At 72.7% G+C, this 18,971-nt stretch carries 14 protein-coding genes; 4 read left to right on the top strand and 10 right to left on the bottom strand.

Translation table 11 applies throughout. The annotated features are described in order from the left end of the window. Positions 1–18 precede the first annotated feature (18 nt). Positions 19–957 (top strand): RluA family pseudouridine synthase, encoded by a 939-nt coding sequence (locus ACFQ87_RS05740; protein WP_380609305.1) that lies wholly within the window; start codon positions 19–21, stop codon positions 955–957. A gap of 1 nt (position 958) precedes the next feature. Beyond that, complete coding sequence (locus tag ACFQ87_RS05745; protein WP_380609306.1) at positions 959–1,420, top strand: GNAT family N-acetyltransferase; 462 nt, start codon at positions 959–961, stop codon at positions 1,418–1,420. Between the two features lie 114 nt (positions 1,421–1,534). Here the strand turns inward: ACFQ87_RS05745 and ACFQ87_RS05750 are convergent, their stop codons facing one another. Beyond that, positions 1,535–2,554: a mechanosensitive ion channel family protein gene (locus tag ACFQ87_RS05750; RefSeq protein WP_380609307.1), complete on the bottom strand. Its 1,020-nt coding sequence runs from the start codon at positions 2,552–2,554 to the stop codon at positions 1,535–1,537. A gap of 127 nt (positions 2,555–2,681) precedes the next feature. On the opposite strand from ACFQ87_RS05750, the gene ACFQ87_RS05755 reads away from it, so the two are divergent. Together ACFQ87_RS05755 and ACFQ87_RS05760 are read left to right on the top strand one after the other, a co-directional pair. Then, positions 2,682–5,483: an alpha/beta fold hydrolase gene (locus ACFQ87_RS05755; protein ID WP_380609308.1), complete on the top strand. Its 2,802-nt coding sequence runs from the start codon at positions 2,682–2,684 to the stop codon at positions 5,481–5,483. Next, entirely contained in the window at positions 5,480–6,334 is an 855-nt protein-coding gene (locus tag ACFQ87_RS05760; RefSeq protein WP_380609309.1) for an ABC transporter permease, read from the top strand. Before ACFQ87_RS05755 ends, ACFQ87_RS05760 begins: the two co-directional genes overlap by 4 nt. Before the next feature lie 6 nt (positions 6,335–6,340). On the opposite strand, the gene ACFQ87_RS05765 is transcribed toward ACFQ87_RS05760, so the two are convergent. The 9 genes from ACFQ87_RS05765 to ACFQ87_RS05805 form a co-directional block, all read right to left on the bottom strand. Beyond that, complete coding sequence (locus ACFQ87_RS05765) at positions 6,341–7,402, bottom strand: MBL fold metallo-hydrolase (protein ID WP_380609310.1); 1,062 nt, start codon at positions 7,400–7,402, stop codon at positions 6,341–6,343. A gap of 46 nt (positions 7,403–7,448) precedes the next feature. Beyond that, positions 7,449–10,160, bottom strand: coding sequence for a phosphoenolpyruvate carboxylase (gene ppc, locus ACFQ87_RS05770; protein WP_380609311.1), 2,712 nt, complete (start codon positions 10,158–10,160; stop codon positions 7,449–7,451). Positions 10,161–10,549: 389 nt separating this feature from the next. Continuing rightward, the gene (locus ACFQ87_RS05775; protein ID WP_380609312.1) at positions 10,550–11,410 is read right to left on the bottom strand and encodes a DUF6282 family protein; all 861 of its coding nucleotides are present in this window, start codon (positions 11,408–11,410) and stop codon (positions 10,550–10,552) included. Continuing rightward, positions 11,403–13,184 (bottom strand): isocitrate/isopropylmalate family dehydrogenase, encoded by a 1,782-nt coding sequence (locus ACFQ87_RS05780; RefSeq protein WP_380609313.1) that lies wholly within the window; start codon positions 13,182–13,184, stop codon positions 11,403–11,405. The genes ACFQ87_RS05775 and ACFQ87_RS05780 overlap by 8 nt, the downstream gene beginning before the upstream one ends. A 366-nt stretch (positions 13,185–13,550) precedes the next feature. Then, on the bottom strand, positions 13,551–14,327 hold the full coding sequence (locus ACFQ87_RS05785) for an alpha/beta fold hydrolase (RefSeq protein ID WP_380609314.1): 777 nt from the start codon (positions 14,325–14,327) through the stop codon (positions 13,551–13,553). Continuing rightward, a complete protein-coding gene (locus ACFQ87_RS05790) occupies positions 14,324–15,259 on the bottom strand; it encodes a hypothetical protein (RefSeq protein WP_380609315.1) in 936 nt (311 codons plus the stop codon). Before ACFQ87_RS05790 ends, ACFQ87_RS05785 begins: the two co-directional genes overlap by 4 nt. Positions 15,260–15,291: 32 nt before the next feature. After that, a complete protein-coding gene (locus ACFQ87_RS05795) occupies positions 15,292–16,722 on the bottom strand; it encodes an FAD-binding protein (protein WP_380609316.1) in 1,431 nt (476 codons plus the stop codon). Between the two features lie 112 nt (positions 16,723–16,834). Beyond that, positions 16,835–17,425, bottom strand: a complete 591-nt coding sequence (locus ACFQ87_RS05800; protein ID WP_380609317.1) for a YciI family protein — start codon at positions 17,423–17,425, stop codon at positions 16,835–16,837. Positions 17,426–17,522: 97 nt separating this feature from the next. Beyond that, on the bottom strand, positions 17,523–18,512 hold the full coding sequence (locus tag ACFQ87_RS05805; RefSeq protein WP_380609318.1) for an NAD(P)H-dependent flavin oxidoreductase: 990 nt from the start codon (positions 18,510–18,512) through the stop codon (positions 17,523–17,525). Between the last annotated feature and the right edge of the window lie 459 nt (positions 18,513–18,971).

The raw sequence follows: 18,971 nt of genomic DNA on the forward strand, positions 1-18,971 counted from the left end.
TCCGGCATACTCGTACGGGTGAGTACCGCAGCGCAGATCCGCAGCCTCCCCGTACCCGACGGCCTGGAGGGTGAGCGCCTCGACGCCGCCCTCGCCCGGATGTTCGGCTTCTCCCGGACCAAGGCCGCCGAGTTGGCCGCCGAGGGCAAGGTGACGCTCGACGGCGCCGTGGCCGGCAAGTCGGACCGGGTGACCGCCGGCTCCTGGCTGGAGGTCGAGATCCCCGCCCCCGCCGCCCCGGTGCAGATCGTGGCCGAGCCGGTCGAGGGCATGCGGATCGTCCACGACGACGAGGACATCGTGCTGGTCGACAAGCCGGTCGGCGTCGCCGCGCACCCGAGCCCCGGCTGGACCGGGCCCACCGTCATCGGCGGGCTCGCCGCGGCGGGCTACCGGATCTCCACCTCGGGTGCCGCCGAGCGGCAGGGCATCGTGCACCGGCTCGACGTCGGCACCTCGGGGCTGATGGTGGTCGCCAAGTCCGAGCGGGCGTACACCGACCTCAAGCGGCAGTTCCACGACCGGATCACCGAGAAGCGGTACCACACCCTGGTCCAGGGGCACCCGGACCCGATGAGCGGCACGGTGGACGCGCCGATCGGGCGGCACCCCAGCTCGGACTGGAAGTGGGCCGTGACGCGTGACGGCAAGGCGTCGATCACCCACTACGACCTGATCGAGGCGTACCGGGCGGCCTCGCTGCTCGCCATCAAGCTGGAGACCGGCCGCACTCACCAGATCCGCGTCCACATGTCCGCGCTGCGGCACCCCTGCGTCGGTGACCTGACGTACGGCGCCGACCCGACGCTGGCGAAGCGGCTCGGGCTGACCCGGCAGTGGCTGCACGCCGTCTCGCTCGGCTTCGAGCACCCGGCGGACGGGCAGTGGGTCGAGTTCAGCAGCGAGTACCCGGAGGACCTGCGGAAGGCGCTGGACATCATCGCGGCGGAGAGCTGACGTGCCGGCCTCGATCCGGGTCGCCGAGGGGGAGGCGGACCTGGCGCTGGTGCGGGAGGTCCGGCGTGAGGTGTTCATCGTCGAGCAGAACGTGCCGGAGGAGCTGGAGTACGACGAGTACGACGGGACCTCGGTGCACCTGCTGGCTGTCGGGGCCGACGGGGTCGCGATGGGGACCGGGCGGCTGATCTTCGGTGAGCACGCGCTGAAGCTGACCGGGGGCGTCGAGGGGCGGGTGCTGCTCGGGCGGCTCGCGGTCCTCGCCGCCGCGCGGGGGACCGGGCTCGGGGCCGAGCTGGTGCGGGCGATCGAGGCGGCGGGGCTTGAGCGTGGGGCCGTCGAGGTCGAGCTGCACGCGCAGGTGCAGGCGCTCGGGTTCTACGAGCGGCTGGGGTACGTGGCGGAGGGGCCGGTGTACGACGACGCGGGGATCCCGCATCGGACGATGACTCGGGTTCTGTAGGCGGTCGGGGGGCTCGTGCGGGCCTCGGCCTTCCGCTTCGCGCGGTTCCCCGCGCCCCTTTCGGGGCGCGGGGAATTCTTTTTCCGGGGAGAGGGGGGAGGGGTGCGCGGGGTGTCAGCTGTCGGTGGTGCGCAGGCGGGGGAGCGCCTGGGGGCGGTGGTCGCGTAGGTGGGCGATGAGGTGTTCGCGGATGTCGAAGCGGAGTTGGGCGGCGTCGTCGGGGGTGCGGGCGGTCATGGTGGCGCGGACGACGATGGTGCTGGGGGTGGTGTCGGTGACGTTGAGGGCCCACTCGGTGCCGTCCCAGAGGGGGTGCCGCTCCAGCTGGGTGTGCAGGGCGGTGCGCAGCTCGTCGACCGGGGTGGTGTGGTCGAGGTGGAGCAGCACGGCGGCGAGCAGGCCGGGGTCGCGGCGGGTCCAGTTCTCGAAGGGCTTGTTGACGAAGTAGGAGACCGGGACGATCAGCCGGCGGTAGTCCCAGAGCCGGACCACCAGGTAGGAGAGGGTGATCTCCTCGACGGTGCCCTGCTGGCCGTCCACCACCACGGTGTCGCCGATCCGGACGGTGTCGCCGAAGGCGATCTGCAGGCCGGCGAAGAAGTTGCCCAGGGTGCTCTGGGCGGCGATGCCGGCCACGATGCCGATGATGCCGGCCGAGGCGAGCAGGCTGGCGCCGACGGTGCGCATGGCGGAGAAGGTCAGCAGCATCACGGCGGCGGTGACCACGACGATCGCCGCGCTGACCACCCGGCGCAGCATGCTGATCTGGGTGTGCACCCGCTGCACCCGGGCCGGGTCGCCGGTGACCGTCTCGTAGCGGCTGAGTACGGCCTCCAGGACGGCGGCCACCACCCGGACGGTGAGCCAGCCGAGCGAGGCGAGCAGGAGCAGCAGGACCAGGTGGTGTGCGCCCTCGTCGTCCTTGAAGTGGAGGATCCGCTTGAGCGGGTCGGCGGCGAGCAGCAGGGTTGTGACGACGGTGAGCTGGAGCGGGATCCGGCAGCGGCGGAGCAGTGACCAGAGCGGGGCGTCGGGGTGGCCGGCGCTGATCCGTTGGAGGGCCTGGTCGACGATCCAGCCGATCGCCAGGGTGGCGGCGACTGTGGCGAGCAGGGTGATCAGCGGCCAGAACACGGGACCTTCTCGGGGTGGGGAGAGCCAGGTGAGCCGTACGATACCGTCGCTTACCGGGCTGAACCGGACGAAAAGGGATGGTGGCTTTATCGGACGCCTACCCGGGCGGCGGATACGATCAGCCCCCATGGAGTTCGGTGGGGCATGGCGTCGCTGGCGCGGCCGCGGCAGGTCGGTGCGGCGCAAGGTGCTGGCCGGGGCGGTGGCCCTGGTGGCGGTCGCCGGGATCGGTACGGTGGCGTCGGGCGGCGAGCAGGCGGTCTACCAGGAGGATCGTTTCCTCAGCATGCCGGAGACCCCCGGTAGCGCTCAGCAGGTCCAGCTGGACACCTCGTTCTTCACCACCGGCAGCAGCCCGCGGCCGGCGGTCCTGTTGGCGCACGGCTTCGGCGGCTCCAAGGACGGCGAACGGGAGCGCGCCCAGCAGCTGGCCCGGCAGGGGTACGCGGTGCTGACCTGGTCGGCGCGCGGCTTCGGGAACTCGGGCGGGAAGATCGGGCTGAACGCGCCCGACCGCGAGGTCGAGGACGTCAAGCACCTGGTGGACTGGCTGGCCCAGCGGCCCGAGGTGCAGCTCGACGGGCCCGGCGACCCCCGGGTGGGCATCACCGGCGCCTCGTACGGCGGGGCGATCTCGCTGCTGGCCTCCGCGTACGACCACCGGATCGACGCCGTCGCCACCCAGATCACCTGGTGGAACCTGGCCGACGCGCTGTTCCCGCAGGGCGTGCAGGGCTCGGGCGCGGTGGACGGCGTGTTCAAGAAGCTGTGGGCCGGGATCTTCTTCACCACCGGCGCGGCCGGGGACCTCGGGCCCTCCGGCGGGGCGCCGCGCGGCGGGGCCGGGGCCAAGCCGCAGGCGGACGGGCAGGTGGGCTGCGGGCGGTTCCTGGACTCGCTCTGCCAGATGTACGACCGGGTCGCCACCGCCGGGCACGCCGATCCGGAGGCCGTCGCGCTGCTGGAGAAGTCGAGCCCGTCCTCGGTGGCGGCGCAGCTCAAGGCGCCCACCCTGGTGGTGCAGGGGCAGCAGGACTCGCTGTTCCCGCTGGACCAGGGGGACAAGATCGCTAAGGCCGTGGCGGCCAACGGCGCGCCGGTCTCGGTGGACTGGTTCGCGGGCGGGCACGACGGCGGGACGGACACCAGCGCCCGGGTGGACGAGCGGGTGACGGCCTGGTTCGACCACTTCTTGAAGAATCGCGGCTCGGAGAATCCCGGCTCGAGCGGGCATGGCAACGACACCGGGCCGGCCTTCCGGGTGACCCGGACCGGGGGCGTGGACTCCACCGGCTTCCAGGCCGTGCTGCGCGGGGCCTCCGCCGACCGGTACCCGGGGCTGGGCGGGACCGGCACCCGCTCGATCGAGCTGGCGGGCGGGGAGAAGTCGCTCGCCAACCCGCCCGGCGGGGCGCCGCCGGGGATCTCGACGCTGCCGGGGATCGGCGCGCTGAGCCAGGCGGCCTCGCTCGGGGCCGGGCTGTCGCTGGACTTCCCGGGGCAGAACGCCGCCTTCGACTCGGCGCCGCTGGACACGCCGCTGCACCTGACCGGGCAGCCGACCGTGCCGGTGACGGTGACGGCGGACCGGCCGGACGCGGTGCTGTTCGCGAAGCTGTACGACGTCGGGCCGGACGGCAAGTCGGTGCTGCCGCAGCAACTCGCGGCCCCGCTGCGGGTGACCGGGGCCGACGCGGGCAAGACGGTGACCGTCCAGCTGCCCGCCGTGGACCACACCTTCCCGGCCGGGCACCGGGTGCGGCTGGTGCTGGCGTCCACCGACCTGGCGTACGCCTCGCCGGTCGAGCCGGCCACCTACCGGGTCGCGCCGGCCGGGGCGCTCACCGTGCCGACCGACGAGGAGCTGGTCACCGAGGCGGCGCCGCTGCCCACGCGGACCTGGCTGCTGCCGGTGGCGGCCGTGGTGGTGGCCGCCGCGCTGGTGCTGGTGCCCGTGCTGCGCCGTCGGCGTTCGGCGGCCGCCGGGCCCGGGTTCGATCCGGAGCTGGCCGGGGTGCCGTTGCAGATCAGCGGACTGAGCAAGCGCTACAAGGGTGCGCAGGACCGGTACGCCGTACGGGACCTGAGCCTGCGGGTGGAGCAGGGCCAGGTGCTCGGCCTGCTCGGGCCGAACGGCGCGGGCAAGACCACCACGCTGCGGATGCTGATGGGCCTGATCCGGCCGGACGCCGGGGAGATCCGGATCTTCGGGCACCTGGTGCGGCCCGGGGCGCCGGTGCTCTCGCGGGTCGGGGCCTTCGTCGAGGGCGCGGGCTTCCTGCCGCACCTGACCGGCCGGGCCAACCTGCGCCTGTACTGGCAGGCCACCGGACGGCCGGAGGAGGACGCCCGCTTCGGCGAGGCGCTGGCGATCGCCGGGCTCGGCGAGGCGCTGGACCGCGCGGTGCGGACGTACTCGCAGGGCATGCGGCAGCGCCTGGCCATCGCGCAGGCGATGCTCGGGATGCCGGACCTGCTGATCCTGGACGAGCCGACCAACGGGCTGGACCCGCCGCAGATCCGCGAGATGCGCGAGGTGATGATCCGCTACGCGGCCGGCGGACGGACCGTCATCGTGTCCAGCCACCTGCTGGCCGAGGTCGAGCAGAGCTGCACGGACCTGGTGGTGATGGACCGCGGGCAGCTGGTGACGGCCGGGCCGGTCGGGGAGATCGTCGGTGCCGGTGAGCTGCTGATGATCGGTGTCGCCGCCTCCTGCGACCCCGAGTCGGTGGTCGCCAAGGTCGGCGGGCTGGCCGGGGTCGGTTCGGCGGAGGCCGTCGAGGGCGGGCTGCTGGTCCGGCTGGACGGGCTCGCGGCGAGCGAGCTGCTGGCGGAGCTGGTGCGGCTGGGGGTGCCGGTGGAGAGCGCCGGACCGCAGCGGCGCCTGGAGGACGCGTTCCTGTCGTTGATCGGAGGTGCGGCGTGAGCGTCGTCTCGACGGACCATGCCGAGGGGTACCGGGCGGGCCGGACCCTGCCGCTGCGGGTGGAGGCAATGCGGCAGCTGCGCCGGCGCCGCACGCTGGTGATCGGCGGGGTGCTGGCGGTGATGCCGTTCGTCATCCTGGCCGCGTTCCAGATCGGCGGCACCCCGGGGCGTCCGGACCGGACCACCTTCATCGATCTGGCCACCGCCTCCGGGGCCAACTTCGCCGTCACCATGCTGTTCGTGGGCACCGGGTTCATGCTGGTGATCCCGGTCGCGCTGTTCTGCGGGGACACGGTGGCCTCGGAGGCCAGCTGGTCCTCGCTGCGCTACCTGCTGGCCGCGCCGGTGCCCAGGGCCCGGCTGCTGGCCCGCAAGTTCGCGGTCGGGCTGGCGTTCTCGGCGGCGGCGGTGGTGATGCTGCCCGCGATCGGGCTGGCCGTCGGCACCGCCGCGTACGGCTGGGGCGACCTGAAGCTGCCCGCCGGGGCGAGTCTGCCGGCCGGGCAGGCGCTGCCCCGGATCGCGCTCGCGGTGGCGTTCGTGTTCCTGAGTGAGCTGGTGATCGCCGCGCTGGCCTTCTGGCTGTCGACGGCGACGGACGCGCCGCTGGGGGCGGTCGGCGGGGCGGTGTTCATCTCGATCATCACCGGGGTGCTGGACGCCGTCACCGCGCTCGGCGACCTGCGGGAGTGGCTGCCGGCGCACTGGCAGTACGCGTGGGCGGACGCCCTGCAGCCGCAGTTGGAGTGGGGCGGCATGCTGCAGGGCGTCTCGCTGTCGCTCTCGTACGCGGTGGTGCTGCTGGCGCTGGCGTTCCGCGGGTTCGCGCGCAAGGACGTGGTGTCGTAACACCTGCTACGGCAACTGGATCGGGGTGGGCAGCAGGGCCCGGGCGGGCACCGGGTGCCAGCGGCCGTCCTCCCCGACCCGGCCGAACGCCTGGTCGCCGAAGTGGAACGCGAAGCCGTAGGTGTGCGGCTTGCGCAGCTCGGCCAGCAGGGTCCGGCGGGCCTTCAGCACCTTGTCGACGTTGGTGTCCGGTCCGGACGGCCACTCGGGGTGGGCCACCTGGGCCGGGGTGTGGAAGGCGTCGCCGAACACCAGGATCCGCCGCCCGCCGCCGGCCGAGACGACGAAGGTGGTGTGGCCGGGGCTGTGGCCGGGGGTGATCAGCGCGGTGACGCCGGGCCACACCTGGGCGCCGTCGTCGAAGCGGCGCAGCACCTTCGACATCGGCACCATGAAGCTGTCCCAGGACGGCGCCCCGACCTTGACCTGGTGCTCCCAGAACGGCTCCCACTCGGCCCCGGCCACCAGGTAGCCGGCGCGCGGGAACGCCTTGCGCGGCGCCCGGCCCGGCGCGGTGACGAAGCCCATGCCGGTGTGGTCGGTGTGCAGGTGGGTGAAGGCCACGGTGTCGATGGTCTCCGGCCGCACCCGCAGCGCCCGGAGGGTGCGCAGCAGTGCTCCGCCGCGGGAGACACCGAGCGACGCCGGGAGCGTGTTGGCTCCGAGGCCCACGTCGATCAGCAGCCGGCGGTGGCCCCGCTCGACCAGGACGCCGCCCGCCGAGGTGGCGATCCGGCCGGAGGGGGCGACCTCCTCGGGGTGCTCCGCCCAGTAGGAGGAGGGGACGGCGGGCAGGAAGCCGGTGCGGTCCAACTCCATGGCGGCGTCGACGACATAGGTGAGCCGGACGTCGCCCAGGGTGAAGGTGCGGACGGCGGACTGGTCGCCGAGCGAGCCGATCCGGTGGTGGTCGGGCTGCGACGCCTCTCGGGCCGGTGTCCGCTCCCGGGCTTCGGCCTGGGGGAGTCCGCCGGCGAGCGGGACGGCCAGGGCCGCGCCGGCGACGACGGCGGTGCGCAGCACGCCGCGCCGGGAGGGGGCGCCCTGGTGCTCGGGTGGTTCGGTCATGGCTGGGCCTTCTCGTGCGGGGGCGGGTTCGTGGGGGTGGCGGGGATCAGCCGGTGTTGCGCAGGCCGGCGGCGACCCCGTTGACGGTCAGCAGCAGGGCCCGGCAGAGCATGCGGTCCGGCTCCTCGCCCGCGGCGGCCGCGTCCCGTTGGCGCTTGAGCAGGGCGACCTGGAGGTAGGAGATCGGGTCGAGGTAGGCGTCGCGGATCTCGAAGGTCTGCTTCAACACCGGTTGGGAGTCCAGGAGTTCGCGCTCGCCGGTGATCCGCAGCAGCTCGCTGACGGTCAGGTCGTGCTCGGCCTCGATCGCCGCGAAGACGTGCTGGAGCTCAGCGGGCACGAGCGTCTCCACGTAGTGCCGGGCGATCCGCAGGTCCGTCTTGGCCAGTGTCATCTCCACGTTGGAGACGAAGTTGCGGAAGAAGTGCCACTGTTCGTGCATCTCCTCCAGGACGCCGCCGAGGCCCGCCTCGCGCAGCGCCTTCAGCCCGGAGCCGACGCCGTACCAGCCCGGCACGATCTGCCGGGACTGCGTCCAGCCGAACACCCAGGGGATGGCCCGCAGACCGTCCAGGCCGGTGCCGGAGTCGGGGCGGCGTGAGGGCCGCGAACCCAGGTGCAGGTCGGCGAGTTGGTCGACCGGGGTGGAGGCCAGGAAGTAGGCGGGCAGGTCCGGGTCGTCCACCAGCACGCGGTAGGCCGCGTGCGCGGCGTCGGAGACCGCGTCCATCGCGGCGTCCCAGCGGGCCAGTTCCTCGGGGGCCTGGCGCGGGGCGGTGTGCAGCGCGGAGGCCTGCAGCGTGGCGGCGACCGTCAGCTCCAGGTTCTCCCGGGCCAGCGACGGCACCAGGTACTTGTCGCTGATCACCTCGCCCTGCTCGGTGACCTTGATCTCGCCCTCCAGGGTGCCCCAGGGCTGGGCGAGGATCGCGTCGTGCGAGGGGCCGCCGCCGCGGCCGACGGTGCCGCCGCGGCCGTGGAAGAGGCGCAGCCGCACCCCGTAGCGGTGGGCGACGTCGCGCAGTCGGCGCTGGGCCCGGTGGATCTCCCACTGCGAGGTGGTGATGCCGCCGAACTTCGAGGAGTCGGAGTAGCCGAGCATGACCTCCTGGACGTCCCCGCGCAGGGCGACCAGGGCCCGGTAGGACGGGTCGGAGAGCATGTCCTCCAGGATCGTGTCGGCGGCCTTCAGCTCGTCGGTGGTCTCCAGCAGCGGCACGATGCCGATCTTGGCGATGCCGGCGTGCAGGTCGACCAGGCCGGCCTCGCGGGCCAGCACGGTCGCGGCGAAGACGTCGTCGGCGCCCTGGCACATCGAGATGATGTACGACTCGATGACCTCGGGCCCGAAGGAGTCCAGGGCCCGGCGGACGGTGTGGAAGACCCCGAGGCTCTTCTCCCCGGCCTGGTCCAGCTGCGCCGGGCCGAGCAGCCGGCGGGAGGTGAGCTCCTTGGCGAGCAGCCGCTGCCGGTAGTCGCGGGGCATGTCGGCGTAGCGCCAGGACTCCTCGTCGAGCCGGTCGAAGAGCTGGCCGAGGGCGTGGTGGTGGGCGTCGGCGTGCTCGCGCACGTCCATGGTGGCCAGTTGCAGGCCGAAGGCGGCGAGGGTGCGGATCGTGCGGCCCAGCCGGCCCTCGGCGAACAGGCCGCCGCGGTGCTCGCGCAGCGAGGTCTGCACCAGGGTGAGGTCGCGCAGCAGTTCGGCGGTGCCGAGGTAGTCGCGGCCGTCCTCGTGGGTGCCGCCCTCGGCGAGCCGGTGCTTGGTGTTCACCAGCTTCTGGCGGATCGCCGTGACCTTGAGGCGGTACGGCTCCTCGGAGTTGAGCCGCTTGTAGCGGGGGCTGATCTCGGGCAGGCGGGCCAGGTCGTGCTCCAGCGAGCCGAGCAGCTCGTCGGTGGCGCCGGTGTAGCGGATGGAGTTGGAGAGCAGGCCGCGCAGCTCGTCGACCATCGCCAGGGCGTCGTTGATGCCGTGCTCGTGCTGGAGGATCAGGACGTCCCAGGTGACCTCCGGGGTGACGTTGGGGTTGCCGTCGCGGTCGCCGCCGATCCAGGTGCCGAAGGTCAGCGGCCGGGTGCCGTCGGGCAGCCGGACGCCGACCCGGTCCAGCTCGGCGGCGAGGTCCTCCAGGACGTCGCCGACCGCGTTGGCGTGCAGCTCGTCCAGGTAGTAGACGGCGTTGCGTGCCTCGTCGGTGGGCTCGGGGCGGACCACCCGCAGCTCGTCGGTCTGCCACATCAGGTCGATGGTCTCGGCGAGCCGCGCGTCGTGGCGGCGGCGGTCCGCCTCGGGGACCGGGGTCTCCAGCAGTTCGGCGATCCGGCGCAGCTTGGTGAGGACCGAGCGGCGGGCCGCCTCCGTGGGGTGGGCGGTGAAGACCGGGCGGACGTTCAGGTGCTCGACCGCCCGGCTCAGGGCCTCCGGCGCCTCCCTCGCCGCCTGCTGCACGACGCGGGCGAGGGCGGCGCCGGCCCGTTCCCGGACGGCGCGCAGTTCGCGGCCGCGGTGCACCTGTTCGGCGACGTTGGCCAGGTGGAAATAGGTGGCGAGGGCGCGGACCAGGTTGGCCGCGGTCGCCGGCCCGATGCCGCGCAGCAGTTCGGCGGTGGCCTCTCCGTCGGTGCGGCTGAGCAGGCGGACCTGCTCGACCAGGCCGAGCAGCTCGGGGCCCTCCTGACGGACCAGGGTCTCGTCGAGCAGGTCCGCGAGGTGTCGGAGGTCCGCGTGCAGCGCGGCATGGTCGGTACGGGCGTTCATCTGATACCTCCGTGGATACCCCTGGCTTGGCCGGGGGAGGAAACGGACTTCCCGAGATGGGGGTGCCCCCGGCCGAAGACTGGGGGACGGGTAGGAAGCGGCGATTCGCCGTCAAGGAGAACCGTCGCACCACCAGCCGTAGTGGATCCTGTACGATGGGTGAGCGCGGTCGGCGATAACCAAGCTGGCCGGGTCTACCGCCGGGCGGGCGGGAAGTCAGGTCTGTGGAGCTTGTGTAAGACCGATGGGCGGCACACCGTCCCTCGCTGGTAACCCAGGTCGGCAACGGGCTGTGAAGCAGAAAGCTCGACCCGCGAGGGGAGAATCCCCCTGCTCCAGCTGGGGGAGATGTCAAGACTGCTCCTGATCGGGGAGTGGTGCAGGTCCGTTCACGGCGTCAGCAGGTTCACCGGGTTGGCCCAGGTGATGGCCCGGATCTCCCGGTTCGTCAGGCCGGCGTCCCGGAACCACTGCGCGCTCAGGTCCAGCCATTCCTTCACGTCCGGCTGGTCGGGCTGTCCGAGGTCGGAGCTGAACAGCACCCGGGGGTGGGCGTGCACCAGCTCGCTCAGGTGCCCGGCGTCGCGGTGGCCCAGCAACAGGGTCAGCGCGGTGATCTCGACGTACAGGCCGGGTACCTGGGACAGGTCGGTCAGGTTGTCGGGGGTGAAGCCCGACATGGGGTGGGTCGCGTGGGTGAGGAGCAGCCGCGGCAGGTCGAGCCGGACCGCCTCGTCCACGATGCGCAGCACCGCCTCCCGGTCGCTGTGCCCGGTGGCCACCGCGACCGGCAGGTCGCGGGCCGCCCGGAGCACCTCGCGCACGTCCCGGCGCAGCCGGCCGTTGTCGTCGAGGACCGGGCGGGTCCGCCACCGTTCGGGGTCGAGCAGGGGATGGAACGGGGTGCGGCGCAGCGGTGAGCAGTGGGTGTGGCCGACCAGGGTGGGCAGGTGGACGACCAGGCGGGCCGGGCTGTCCGGGCCGTGGGCGTAGACCGCCTGCTCCACGGCCCGGGGCCGGACGCCGCCGGCCAGCTCGTTGAGGACGAGGGTGCCGGAGACCGGCAGCCCCTCCTGTCGGGCCTCCCAGGCGCGCGCGGCGGTGGAGCTGAGGTGGCTCTTGAGCACCACCCACCCGCCGACGTCCTGGTAGGCCCGGCCCGCGCCGAGGGAGGTGAGGCGGCGGCGGTAGAGGTCGGGGCCGGCGTGGTAGTGGAGGTCCACCACCACGCTCCCCGCCGGGTCACGCATGGGACTGCTGGGCGCCGCCGTCGTCCCAGGGCTTGGCGTAGCCGTACCGGCGGCGGGCCTCGTCGAGCCGTAGGCCGGCGTCGACGGCCTCGGCGATGGCGCTCTCGGTCCGCTCGACGCGCTCGGCCCGCTCGGCGACCTCGGCGGCGTGTTCGGCGGGGACCACCAGGGCGCCGTTGTCGTCGGCGACGACGATGTCGCCGGGCCGCACGGTGACCGCGCCGATGACGACGTCCCGGCCGGTGGCGGCGAGTTCCACCCGGTTCTTGCCGCTGACCATGGTGGCGCCGGTGCTGAACAGCGGGTACCCGGCGGCGCGGATCTCGGCGATGTCGCGGGCCGAGCCGTGCAGGGCGGTGCCGCGCACGCCGCGGCGCTGGGCCAGCTTGGTCAGCAGCGAGCCCCAGTTGGTGCAGCTGGTGTCGCCGGCGTTGTCGACCACCACGAAGGAGCCCTCGGGCACGTCGTCCAGGTAGTTGGCGGCGTTGCGGAAGCCCTCCGCGGTGCTGTCGACGGGCTGGTAGGTGACGGTGAAGGCGCGGCCGGCGGCGCGGGTGCCGGGCACCCGGGGGGCGATGCCGGCCAGCACGCCGCCGACGCCGAGGCTGTCCAGCGCGTCGGAGACGGAGGCGGTGTCGAGGCGGGCGAGCCGGTCCACCACGCCCTGGGGGGACTCGGGGGACACGTCCGCGGTGAGCTCCTCGGCGACCGCCAGGGCGACCTCGCGGGTGCCGCTGGTGCCGCCCATGTCGTACGTGACGGTGGTGCGCTGCTTGGCGACCGCCCGGACGGCGGCCCGGAGTTCGCCGCCGGGAACGGGCAGGCCCAGGTGGTCGAGCATCTGGGCCACGGTGAGCACCATCGCCATCGGGTTGGCGCGGTTCTGCCCGGCCATGCCGGGGGCGCTGCCGTGCACCGGCTCGAAGTAGCTGCCGTGGTCGCCGATGTTGCCGCTGGGGGCGAGGCCGAGGCCGCCCATGACGCCGGCGCCGAGGTCGGAGAGGATGTCGCCGAACATGTTCTCGGCGACCAGCACGCCGAAGCGCTCGGGCCGGCGGACCAGCCACAGGGCGATCGCGTCGACGTTGAGGATCTCGGTCTCGATCTCCGGGTACTCGCCGGCGATCAGTTCCAGGCGCTCGCGCAGGTGGTTGCTGCTGTGGCGCAGCACGTTGGGCTTGTCGACCAGGGTGAGCCGGTCGTAGCCGTGCGAGCGGGCGTACTCGAAGCCGTAGCGCAGCAGCCGGTCCATGCCGAACCGGGTCTGCAGCCGCAGCGTGACGCTGCTCGAATCCGGGCCGGAGGCCTGGGCGTTGGGGTGGTCGCGGACCACGTTCCAGAGCGCGTCGTCCAGGCCGTGGAAGTCGTAGCCGGCGTACAGGCCCTCGGTGTTCTCGCGGATCACCGTGAAGTCGAAGCGGCCGTCGACCAGGTCGATGACCGGGCGGATGTTGGCGTACAGGCTCAGTCGCTGGCGCAGCTGGATGACCGGGGAGACGAAGGTGAGCCCGGTGCCGCGCAGTTCGGCGGGCAGTTCGGCCTCGGCCTCGCGCAGCGGCTTGCTGGTGATGGCGCCGAGCAGGCAGGTGTCGGTCTCCTCCAGCAGCTTCCAGGTCCGCCGGGGGACCGGGTTGCCCTCCTGGCGCCAGCACTCCCAGCCGATCTCGCCGAAGCGCAGGTCGAGTGGGAGGCCGAGCTTGTCCACGACGTCGAGGGCCGCAGAGGTGACTTCGGGGCCGATGCCGTCGCCGGGGAGTACCGCGACGCTCTTCATCTGATACCTCCGTGGATATCCCCGGCTTCAGCCGGGGGTGGGGGTCCCCGCTTGCGGGGGAGAAACGGATCTCCTGCGGGGCAGGACAAGTGACGACGATTCGCCGTCCAGGCGGGCCGTCACCCAGTGACGGCCCGCACATGTTTCAGTACGGGTGGTAGTGTGTCTGTCGCCTGGTCGGGCGATATCCAAGTTCCGGCCGGGCCTACCGCCGGGCTGGCGGGAAGTCAGGTCTGTGGAGCTGGTGTAAGACCGATGGGCGGCACACCGTCCCTCCGCTGGTAGCCCCAGGTCGGCAACCGGCTGTGAAGCAGAAAGCCCGACCCGCGAGGGTTGGAATCCTCCGGTGCCAACCGGAGGGGGATGTCAAGTGCTGAGTCCCTTCTCCCGCAGGTAGGTGCCGACCAGGGCGGACACCTCTGCGGTGCGTTCGAAGTGGGGGCGCATACCGGCCCCCGGGATGACGTGCACCCGGTGGTGGTCGGCCGCCGCGGTGTGGCGGTGGCCGACCAGCTGGGAGTGACCGCCGACGATCTGCAGCAGCGGGCCGGGGTGGGCGCGCACCGCGTCGGTCAGGTCGATGCCGCACAGCATCCGCATCCCGGCGGTGAGGCGGCGCCCGGCCTCCGGGTCGTGCGGTTCGGGGGTGTCGGCCCCCGGTTCGAAACGGCGGTCGTGCGGCTGGACGCGCCGGTTGAGCAGGGCCAGGGCCTCGCCGGAGCGGCCGGTGGCGGCCAGGTCGGCGATCTCGGTGAGCCTGGCCTGGAGGACGGTGTCGCTGCGGGCCGGGCCCGAGACGAGCAGCGCCGCGGTGTGCGGGGGGAGCTCGGGGAGCAGCGCCTGGGCCACCGCTCCGCCCAGGGCGTTCCCGCAGAGCAGGTCCACCGGGCCGTACTGGGTGAGGAGTCGGCGCCAGCGGGCGGCGAGGGCGGCCAGCGAGTCGATCTCCTCGTCCCAGGCGGAGAGGGTGTCCACCACCGTCACCCGCAGGCCGGCCTCGGCCAGCGTCCGGGTGACGGGGGTGAAGAAGGCTCCGCCGTCCCAGCGGGGGGTGACGGGGGCGAGGACGAGGGCGTGTGCCGCGCCGGCGGCGGCCTCCGGTCCGAAGACCGCCGCCGGCACAGTGCGTCCGGTGGTGGTCACCGGACGGTGGCGAGGGTGCGCGCGGTGGCGATGCCCTCGTGGTGGCTGCCGCCCACCACGTCCTTGCGGTGCTCGACCGGCAGGTCGTAGCGGCCCAGGACCAGGTCCGGCAGCGGGAGGGAGGGGGTGCCCTCCGGGACGGTGGCGAGCAGCAGCTCCGCCAACTCCAGGGCGTGGCCCAGGTGGAGGCGGGCGGAGGCCTCGGGGTCGGTGCGGTCGAGGTGCGCCAGCCACTGCTCGGCGATCAGGTTGCCCGGGCCCTTGCCCATGCCCTGGATCGAGGAGTCCATCCAGGTGGCGCCGGCGGCGACCGCGCTGATCGCGTTGGACAGGGCGAGGCCCAGGTTGTTGTGGGCGTGCAGGCCGACCGGACCGCCGGTGACCGACTTGGTCAGGGTGGTGAGGTCGGTGGTGTCCACCGGGGAGAGGCTGCCGTTGGAGTCGGCCAGGTAGACGAACTCCGCGCCGGCGTCGGTGGCGGCGGTGGCCACCTCGACGATGCCGCGGCCCGACCACTGGCTTATTCGGGCGAAGTTGACGCCGACCGTGTACCCGATCTCCTTGGCCTGTCGTATGTACTCCAGGCCCTTCCCGTAGCCCTTGGACGGCAGGATGATGCGGACCAAGCGGGCGCCGGCGGTGTACATCGCGGGCAGGTCCTGCTCGGTGATGTTCTTCGGGTGCAGGATCATCGCGACCCGGTCCGGGCCGACCTCCTGGGCGACGGCGGCGATGAACTCGTCGTCGCCGCGGCCGGTGAGCCCGAGGTTCGGGATCGGCACCAGCGAGCCCTTGCGGTAGGCGATCTCGACCCAGTCGAAGCCCGCCTCGACGCTGAGCTTGGCGTGCCTCAGCGCGTATTCCAGCGGGAAGTTGAAGCCGTTGCGGTAACCGCCGTCACGGAGGGTGACGTCGATGTTGACGATGCTCACGGTTCCTCCAGGTGCAGTGGATTGGGGATGGATCAGGCCTGCTGGGCGGCGGCGTGGTGCGCGGCGAGCCGACCGAAGATCAGCGAGCGCAGGACCGAGGTCGCCGGCGGGTAGGCGTGGTAGAAGAGGCCGGTGGCCTCGCCCGCCGCGTACAGGCCGGGGATGGCGGTGCCGGAGGGGGTGACGACCCGGCCGTCCATGTCGGTGCGGATGCCGCCGTAGGTGAAGCAGATGGCGGAGGTCACCGGGACGCCGATGAACGGCGCGGTGTCCAGCGGGGTGGCCCAGTTGGACTTCTTCGGCTCGATGCCGACGGTGGCCTTGCCGTCCATCCGGGTCGGGTCGAACTCGCCGGGGCCGACGGCCGCGTTGAACTCGGCGACGGTCTTCTCCAGTGCCTCGGCGTCGATGCCGAGCTTGCCGGCCAGCTCCTCCAGGCTGTCGGCCTGCTCCGGCGGCACGTCGCTGAGCAGCGAGGTCATGATGCCGGGGATGGCCAGCGTCTTGGCGTCGGCGATCCAGTACGCCTCCTGGTCCTGGTTCTTCCAGATCTCGTAGCCGACGTGCTCGAAGGTGTTGTCCCAGGTGTCGCGGCCCTCGTCGAAGAAGCGCTCCATCTTGCGGTTGACGAAGATGCCGGTGGCGAAGCCGTACAGGACCGAGTCGGCCTTGTTGGTGCGGGTGTCGACGGGCTCGGCGTGGATGCCGTCGAACTGGCCGGCGGTGTCGGCGCCCAGCTCCAGGGCCATCCGCAGCGCGTCGCCGCGGTTGTTGGTGATGCCGGGGGCGATCAGCGGCAGGTCGCAGGCCTTCTCGCCGACGTAGCGGGTGAGCATCTCCGGGTTGCCCTGGAAGCCGCCGCAGGCCAGCACGACGGCGCGGCCGGTGAGCCGCTGGGTGCGGCCGTCGGCGCCGCGGACCAGGACGCCGTCGACGGTGCCGTCCTCGGTGGTGGTCAGGCGAAGCGCCTCGGTCCGGTAACGGATGTCGACGCGCGGGTCGTTCTCCAGGGCGGAGCCCAGGTGCTCGACGATCGAGGCGCCACCGCCGCGGGGGCTGGCCGGCTTGGCCATGGACGGCTGGCCGGCGGCGAAGGTGTGCGGCAGCGGGAAGTGCTCGAAGGCGATCTCGACGCCGTGCTTCTCGACGAACTCCAGGGTCTGCTTGGTCTCGCGCTCGACGGTGCGGCAGTACTCGATGTCGGCGAGGCCGCCGGAGACCCGGCTGACGTGCTCGGCCCAGTCGGTGTCCAGCTGCTTGTCCTCGTTGATCCGCAGGAACGCGCCGGTCCAGCGGGTGGCGCCGCCGCGCTCCTCCTCGCTGGAGCGCTCCAGGATCGCGATCTTCGCCGGGGTCTCGCGGCCCTCGGCGGCCTCGGCGTAGGACAGCGCGGCGGACAGGCCGGCGGCGCCGAAGCCGATGACGATGAGGTCGTACTGGGCCTGGGTGTTCGCGTCGGACATGTGCTTCTCCTCCAAGCGGGGTGGAAGGTTCGGGGTTTGCTGAGGGGTTCCTGCGGGGTTCTCGCGAGTCGCCTGAGGGTTCTTCCGGGGGTCCTCGCGGGCTGGTGCGGGGTCAGCGGTTGGGCGTGATGACCCGGCTGGTGCGGTAGAGCCGGAACTTGGCGCCGGTGGTGGTCTCGGCGAAGGCCTGGTAGCGGCGCATGAACTCCTGGTCCTGGAAGATCGCGTCGAACTCCGCCCGGCTCGACCAGGCCGCGAAGTTGACCATGGCGTCGCCGTCGACGCTGGTCAGCAGGCGGGAGCCGCGGAAGCCGTCGGCGGTGGCGGCGACGTGGTCGACGGCCGAGGCGAGCGCGTCCACGCTGGCGGCCGCGTCGTCGGTGGTGGCCACGTTGATCAGCAGGACGCCGTCGTCCTGCACCGGGGAGGTGATCACGCCGGGGCTCGCGTTGCGGCCCTCGAAGGAGAGCTGGGCGTAGGAGGCGATGCCCAGCTTGTGCCAGGGGTCGCTCTCGATGAGCTCGCGCACCTGGATGTCGTCGAGGTCGGCCGTGATGATGACGGCGCCGCCGTCGGGGCGGGGGCCGCTGAGCAGGATGCGGCCCTGGTCGCCGTGCTCGCGCAGCCAGGCCTTGTGCTCGGCCATGTGGGCGAGGACGGTCTCACGCGGGGTCAGGTACGTGAGGGTCAGTACGTGGATCAACGGGTTCTCCGGGTTGTGTGGATGGATCTGGTGGTCGGGGGGTGTGGGGGAGGTGCCGGGTGCGGGCCCGGCGGGGGGCAGGGGAGGGGCGGCGGGCTCAGGCGGTGGGGGCGCCGAGGTGCCGGGAGAGCCCGGAGATGATCCGCTCCGCGTCGGCCACGACGCTGTGGACGACCTGGGCGGCGGGCCGGATGTCCTGGATCTGGTCGAGGTTCTCGCCGACGAGCATGGCGCGCTGGGTGGTGTCGTCGCGGGCGACGGCGGTGTTCCATGCGGGCTCGATCTCGCCCCGGCGGGAGGCCAGTTCGGCGTCCCGGCCGGTCCAGGTGCGGGTGAAGTCGTTGACGACGGCGCGGGCGGTGTAGACCTGGTCCCACGGGATGCCGCGCACGACGTCGAAGGAACGGGTGTTGACGGTGTCCGCGGTGCTCGCGGAGACCAGGTGGGACCTGAAGCCGGGGGAGGCCATCGACTCCTCGGTCGCGGCGAAGCGGGTGCCCATCATCACGCCGTCGGCGCCGAGCGCGAGGGCCGCCGCGAGGCCGCGGCCGTCCGCGAAGCCGCCGGCCGCGACCACCGGCACCTGGCCCCGGGTGACGTCCAGGACGGCCGGGATCAGGGGCAGGGTGGCGCGGGAGGCGTGGTGGCCGCCGGCCTCGGCGCCCTGGGCGACGATCACATGGGCCCCGGCCCGAAGGGCGATGGCGGCCTGGGCGGGGTCGTGCACCTGGACGACGACCTTGGAGCCGGCCTCGGTCGCGGAGGCGACGTACTTCTGCACCTGGGTGGCGCTGCCGAAGGAGAGCTCGACGACCGGCGGGGCGTAGCCGAGCACCTTGTCCCACAGGCCGGGCCGCTCGTCGAAGGTGAACATGACGCACCCGACACCCCAGACGCCGCCGGTCTCGGCGGCCTGCGGCAGGTGCTCGTCGATGAACGCCGGGTCGCCGTAGCTGACGCCGACGAGGCCGAGGCCGCCCGCAGCCGTCACGGCGCCGGCGAGTCGGCCGCCGGTCACTCCGCCCATCGGGGCGCAGACGACCGGGTGGTCGATGCCGAGCAGTTCCGTCAGCTTGGTCGAGATCACGATGCTCCCTTGGTCCGGTTCGGTGGCATGGCCCGGCCCGGCGGGCCGAGGAGGACGGGTGGCGCGGAGAATTCGACGCTGAATTCCGCGCGGCGGGGCCGGGGTATTCCACGGATCGGAACCGTTTCGGAAGGGGGCCCGCGTTGTACTGAGCTGTACTGAGCTGCTTCGTACCGAGCTTCATTGCCCGGTGCTGCCCGGTGCTGCGCTCTGGTGAAGACATTAGCCAGGGGATTCGAACGGCGTCCAAGACGTAAACCGTGTGACCGCCATAAGGCGGTGCTATACCGGCTGGACACCGGAGGATTGACGGAAACGCGAAAAGGCGTGTGATCCGGGTAGGGGGAGACCCGGATCACACGCCGGCCAGGGGCCGGGTCGGTGGGGGGTGTGGGTCGGGACCGAGGGGGGGGGGGGTCCCCCGCGAGGAAAAAACAACCGCCCCCTGTTGACCCCCCC

Origin of the sequence: Kitasatospora sp. NPDC056531 (genome assembly GCF_042794375.1) — a bacterium.
GTDB lineage: Bacteria > Actinomycetota > Actinomycetes > Streptomycetales > Streptomycetaceae > Kitasatospora.

Bases quoted from the DNA above. Each gene is read 5' to 3' on its own strand.
- ACFQ87_RS05755 (WP_380609308.1), top strand. From the start codon at position 2,682: ATGGAGTTCGGTGGGGCATGGCGTCGCTGGCGCGGCCGCGGCAGGTCG.
- ACFQ87_RS05765 (WP_380609310.1), bottom strand. From the start codon at position 7,402: ATGACCGAACCACCCGAGCACCAGGGCGCCCCCTCCCGGCGCGGCGTG.
- ppc (WP_380609311.1), bottom strand. From the start codon at position 10,160: ATGAACGCCCGTACCGACCATGCCGCGCTGCACGCGGACCTCCGACAC.
- ACFQ87_RS05775 (WP_380609312.1), bottom strand. From the start codon at position 11,410: ATGCGTGACCCGGCGGGGAGCGTGGTGGTGGACCTCCACTACCACGCC.
- ACFQ87_RS05780 (WP_380609313.1), bottom strand. From the start codon at position 13,184: ATGAAGAGCGTCGCGGTACTCCCCGGCGACGGCATCGGCCCCGAAGTC.
- ACFQ87_RS05795 (WP_380609316.1), bottom strand. From the start codon at position 16,722: ATGTCCGACGCGAACACCCAGGCCCAGTACGACCTCATCGTCATCGGC.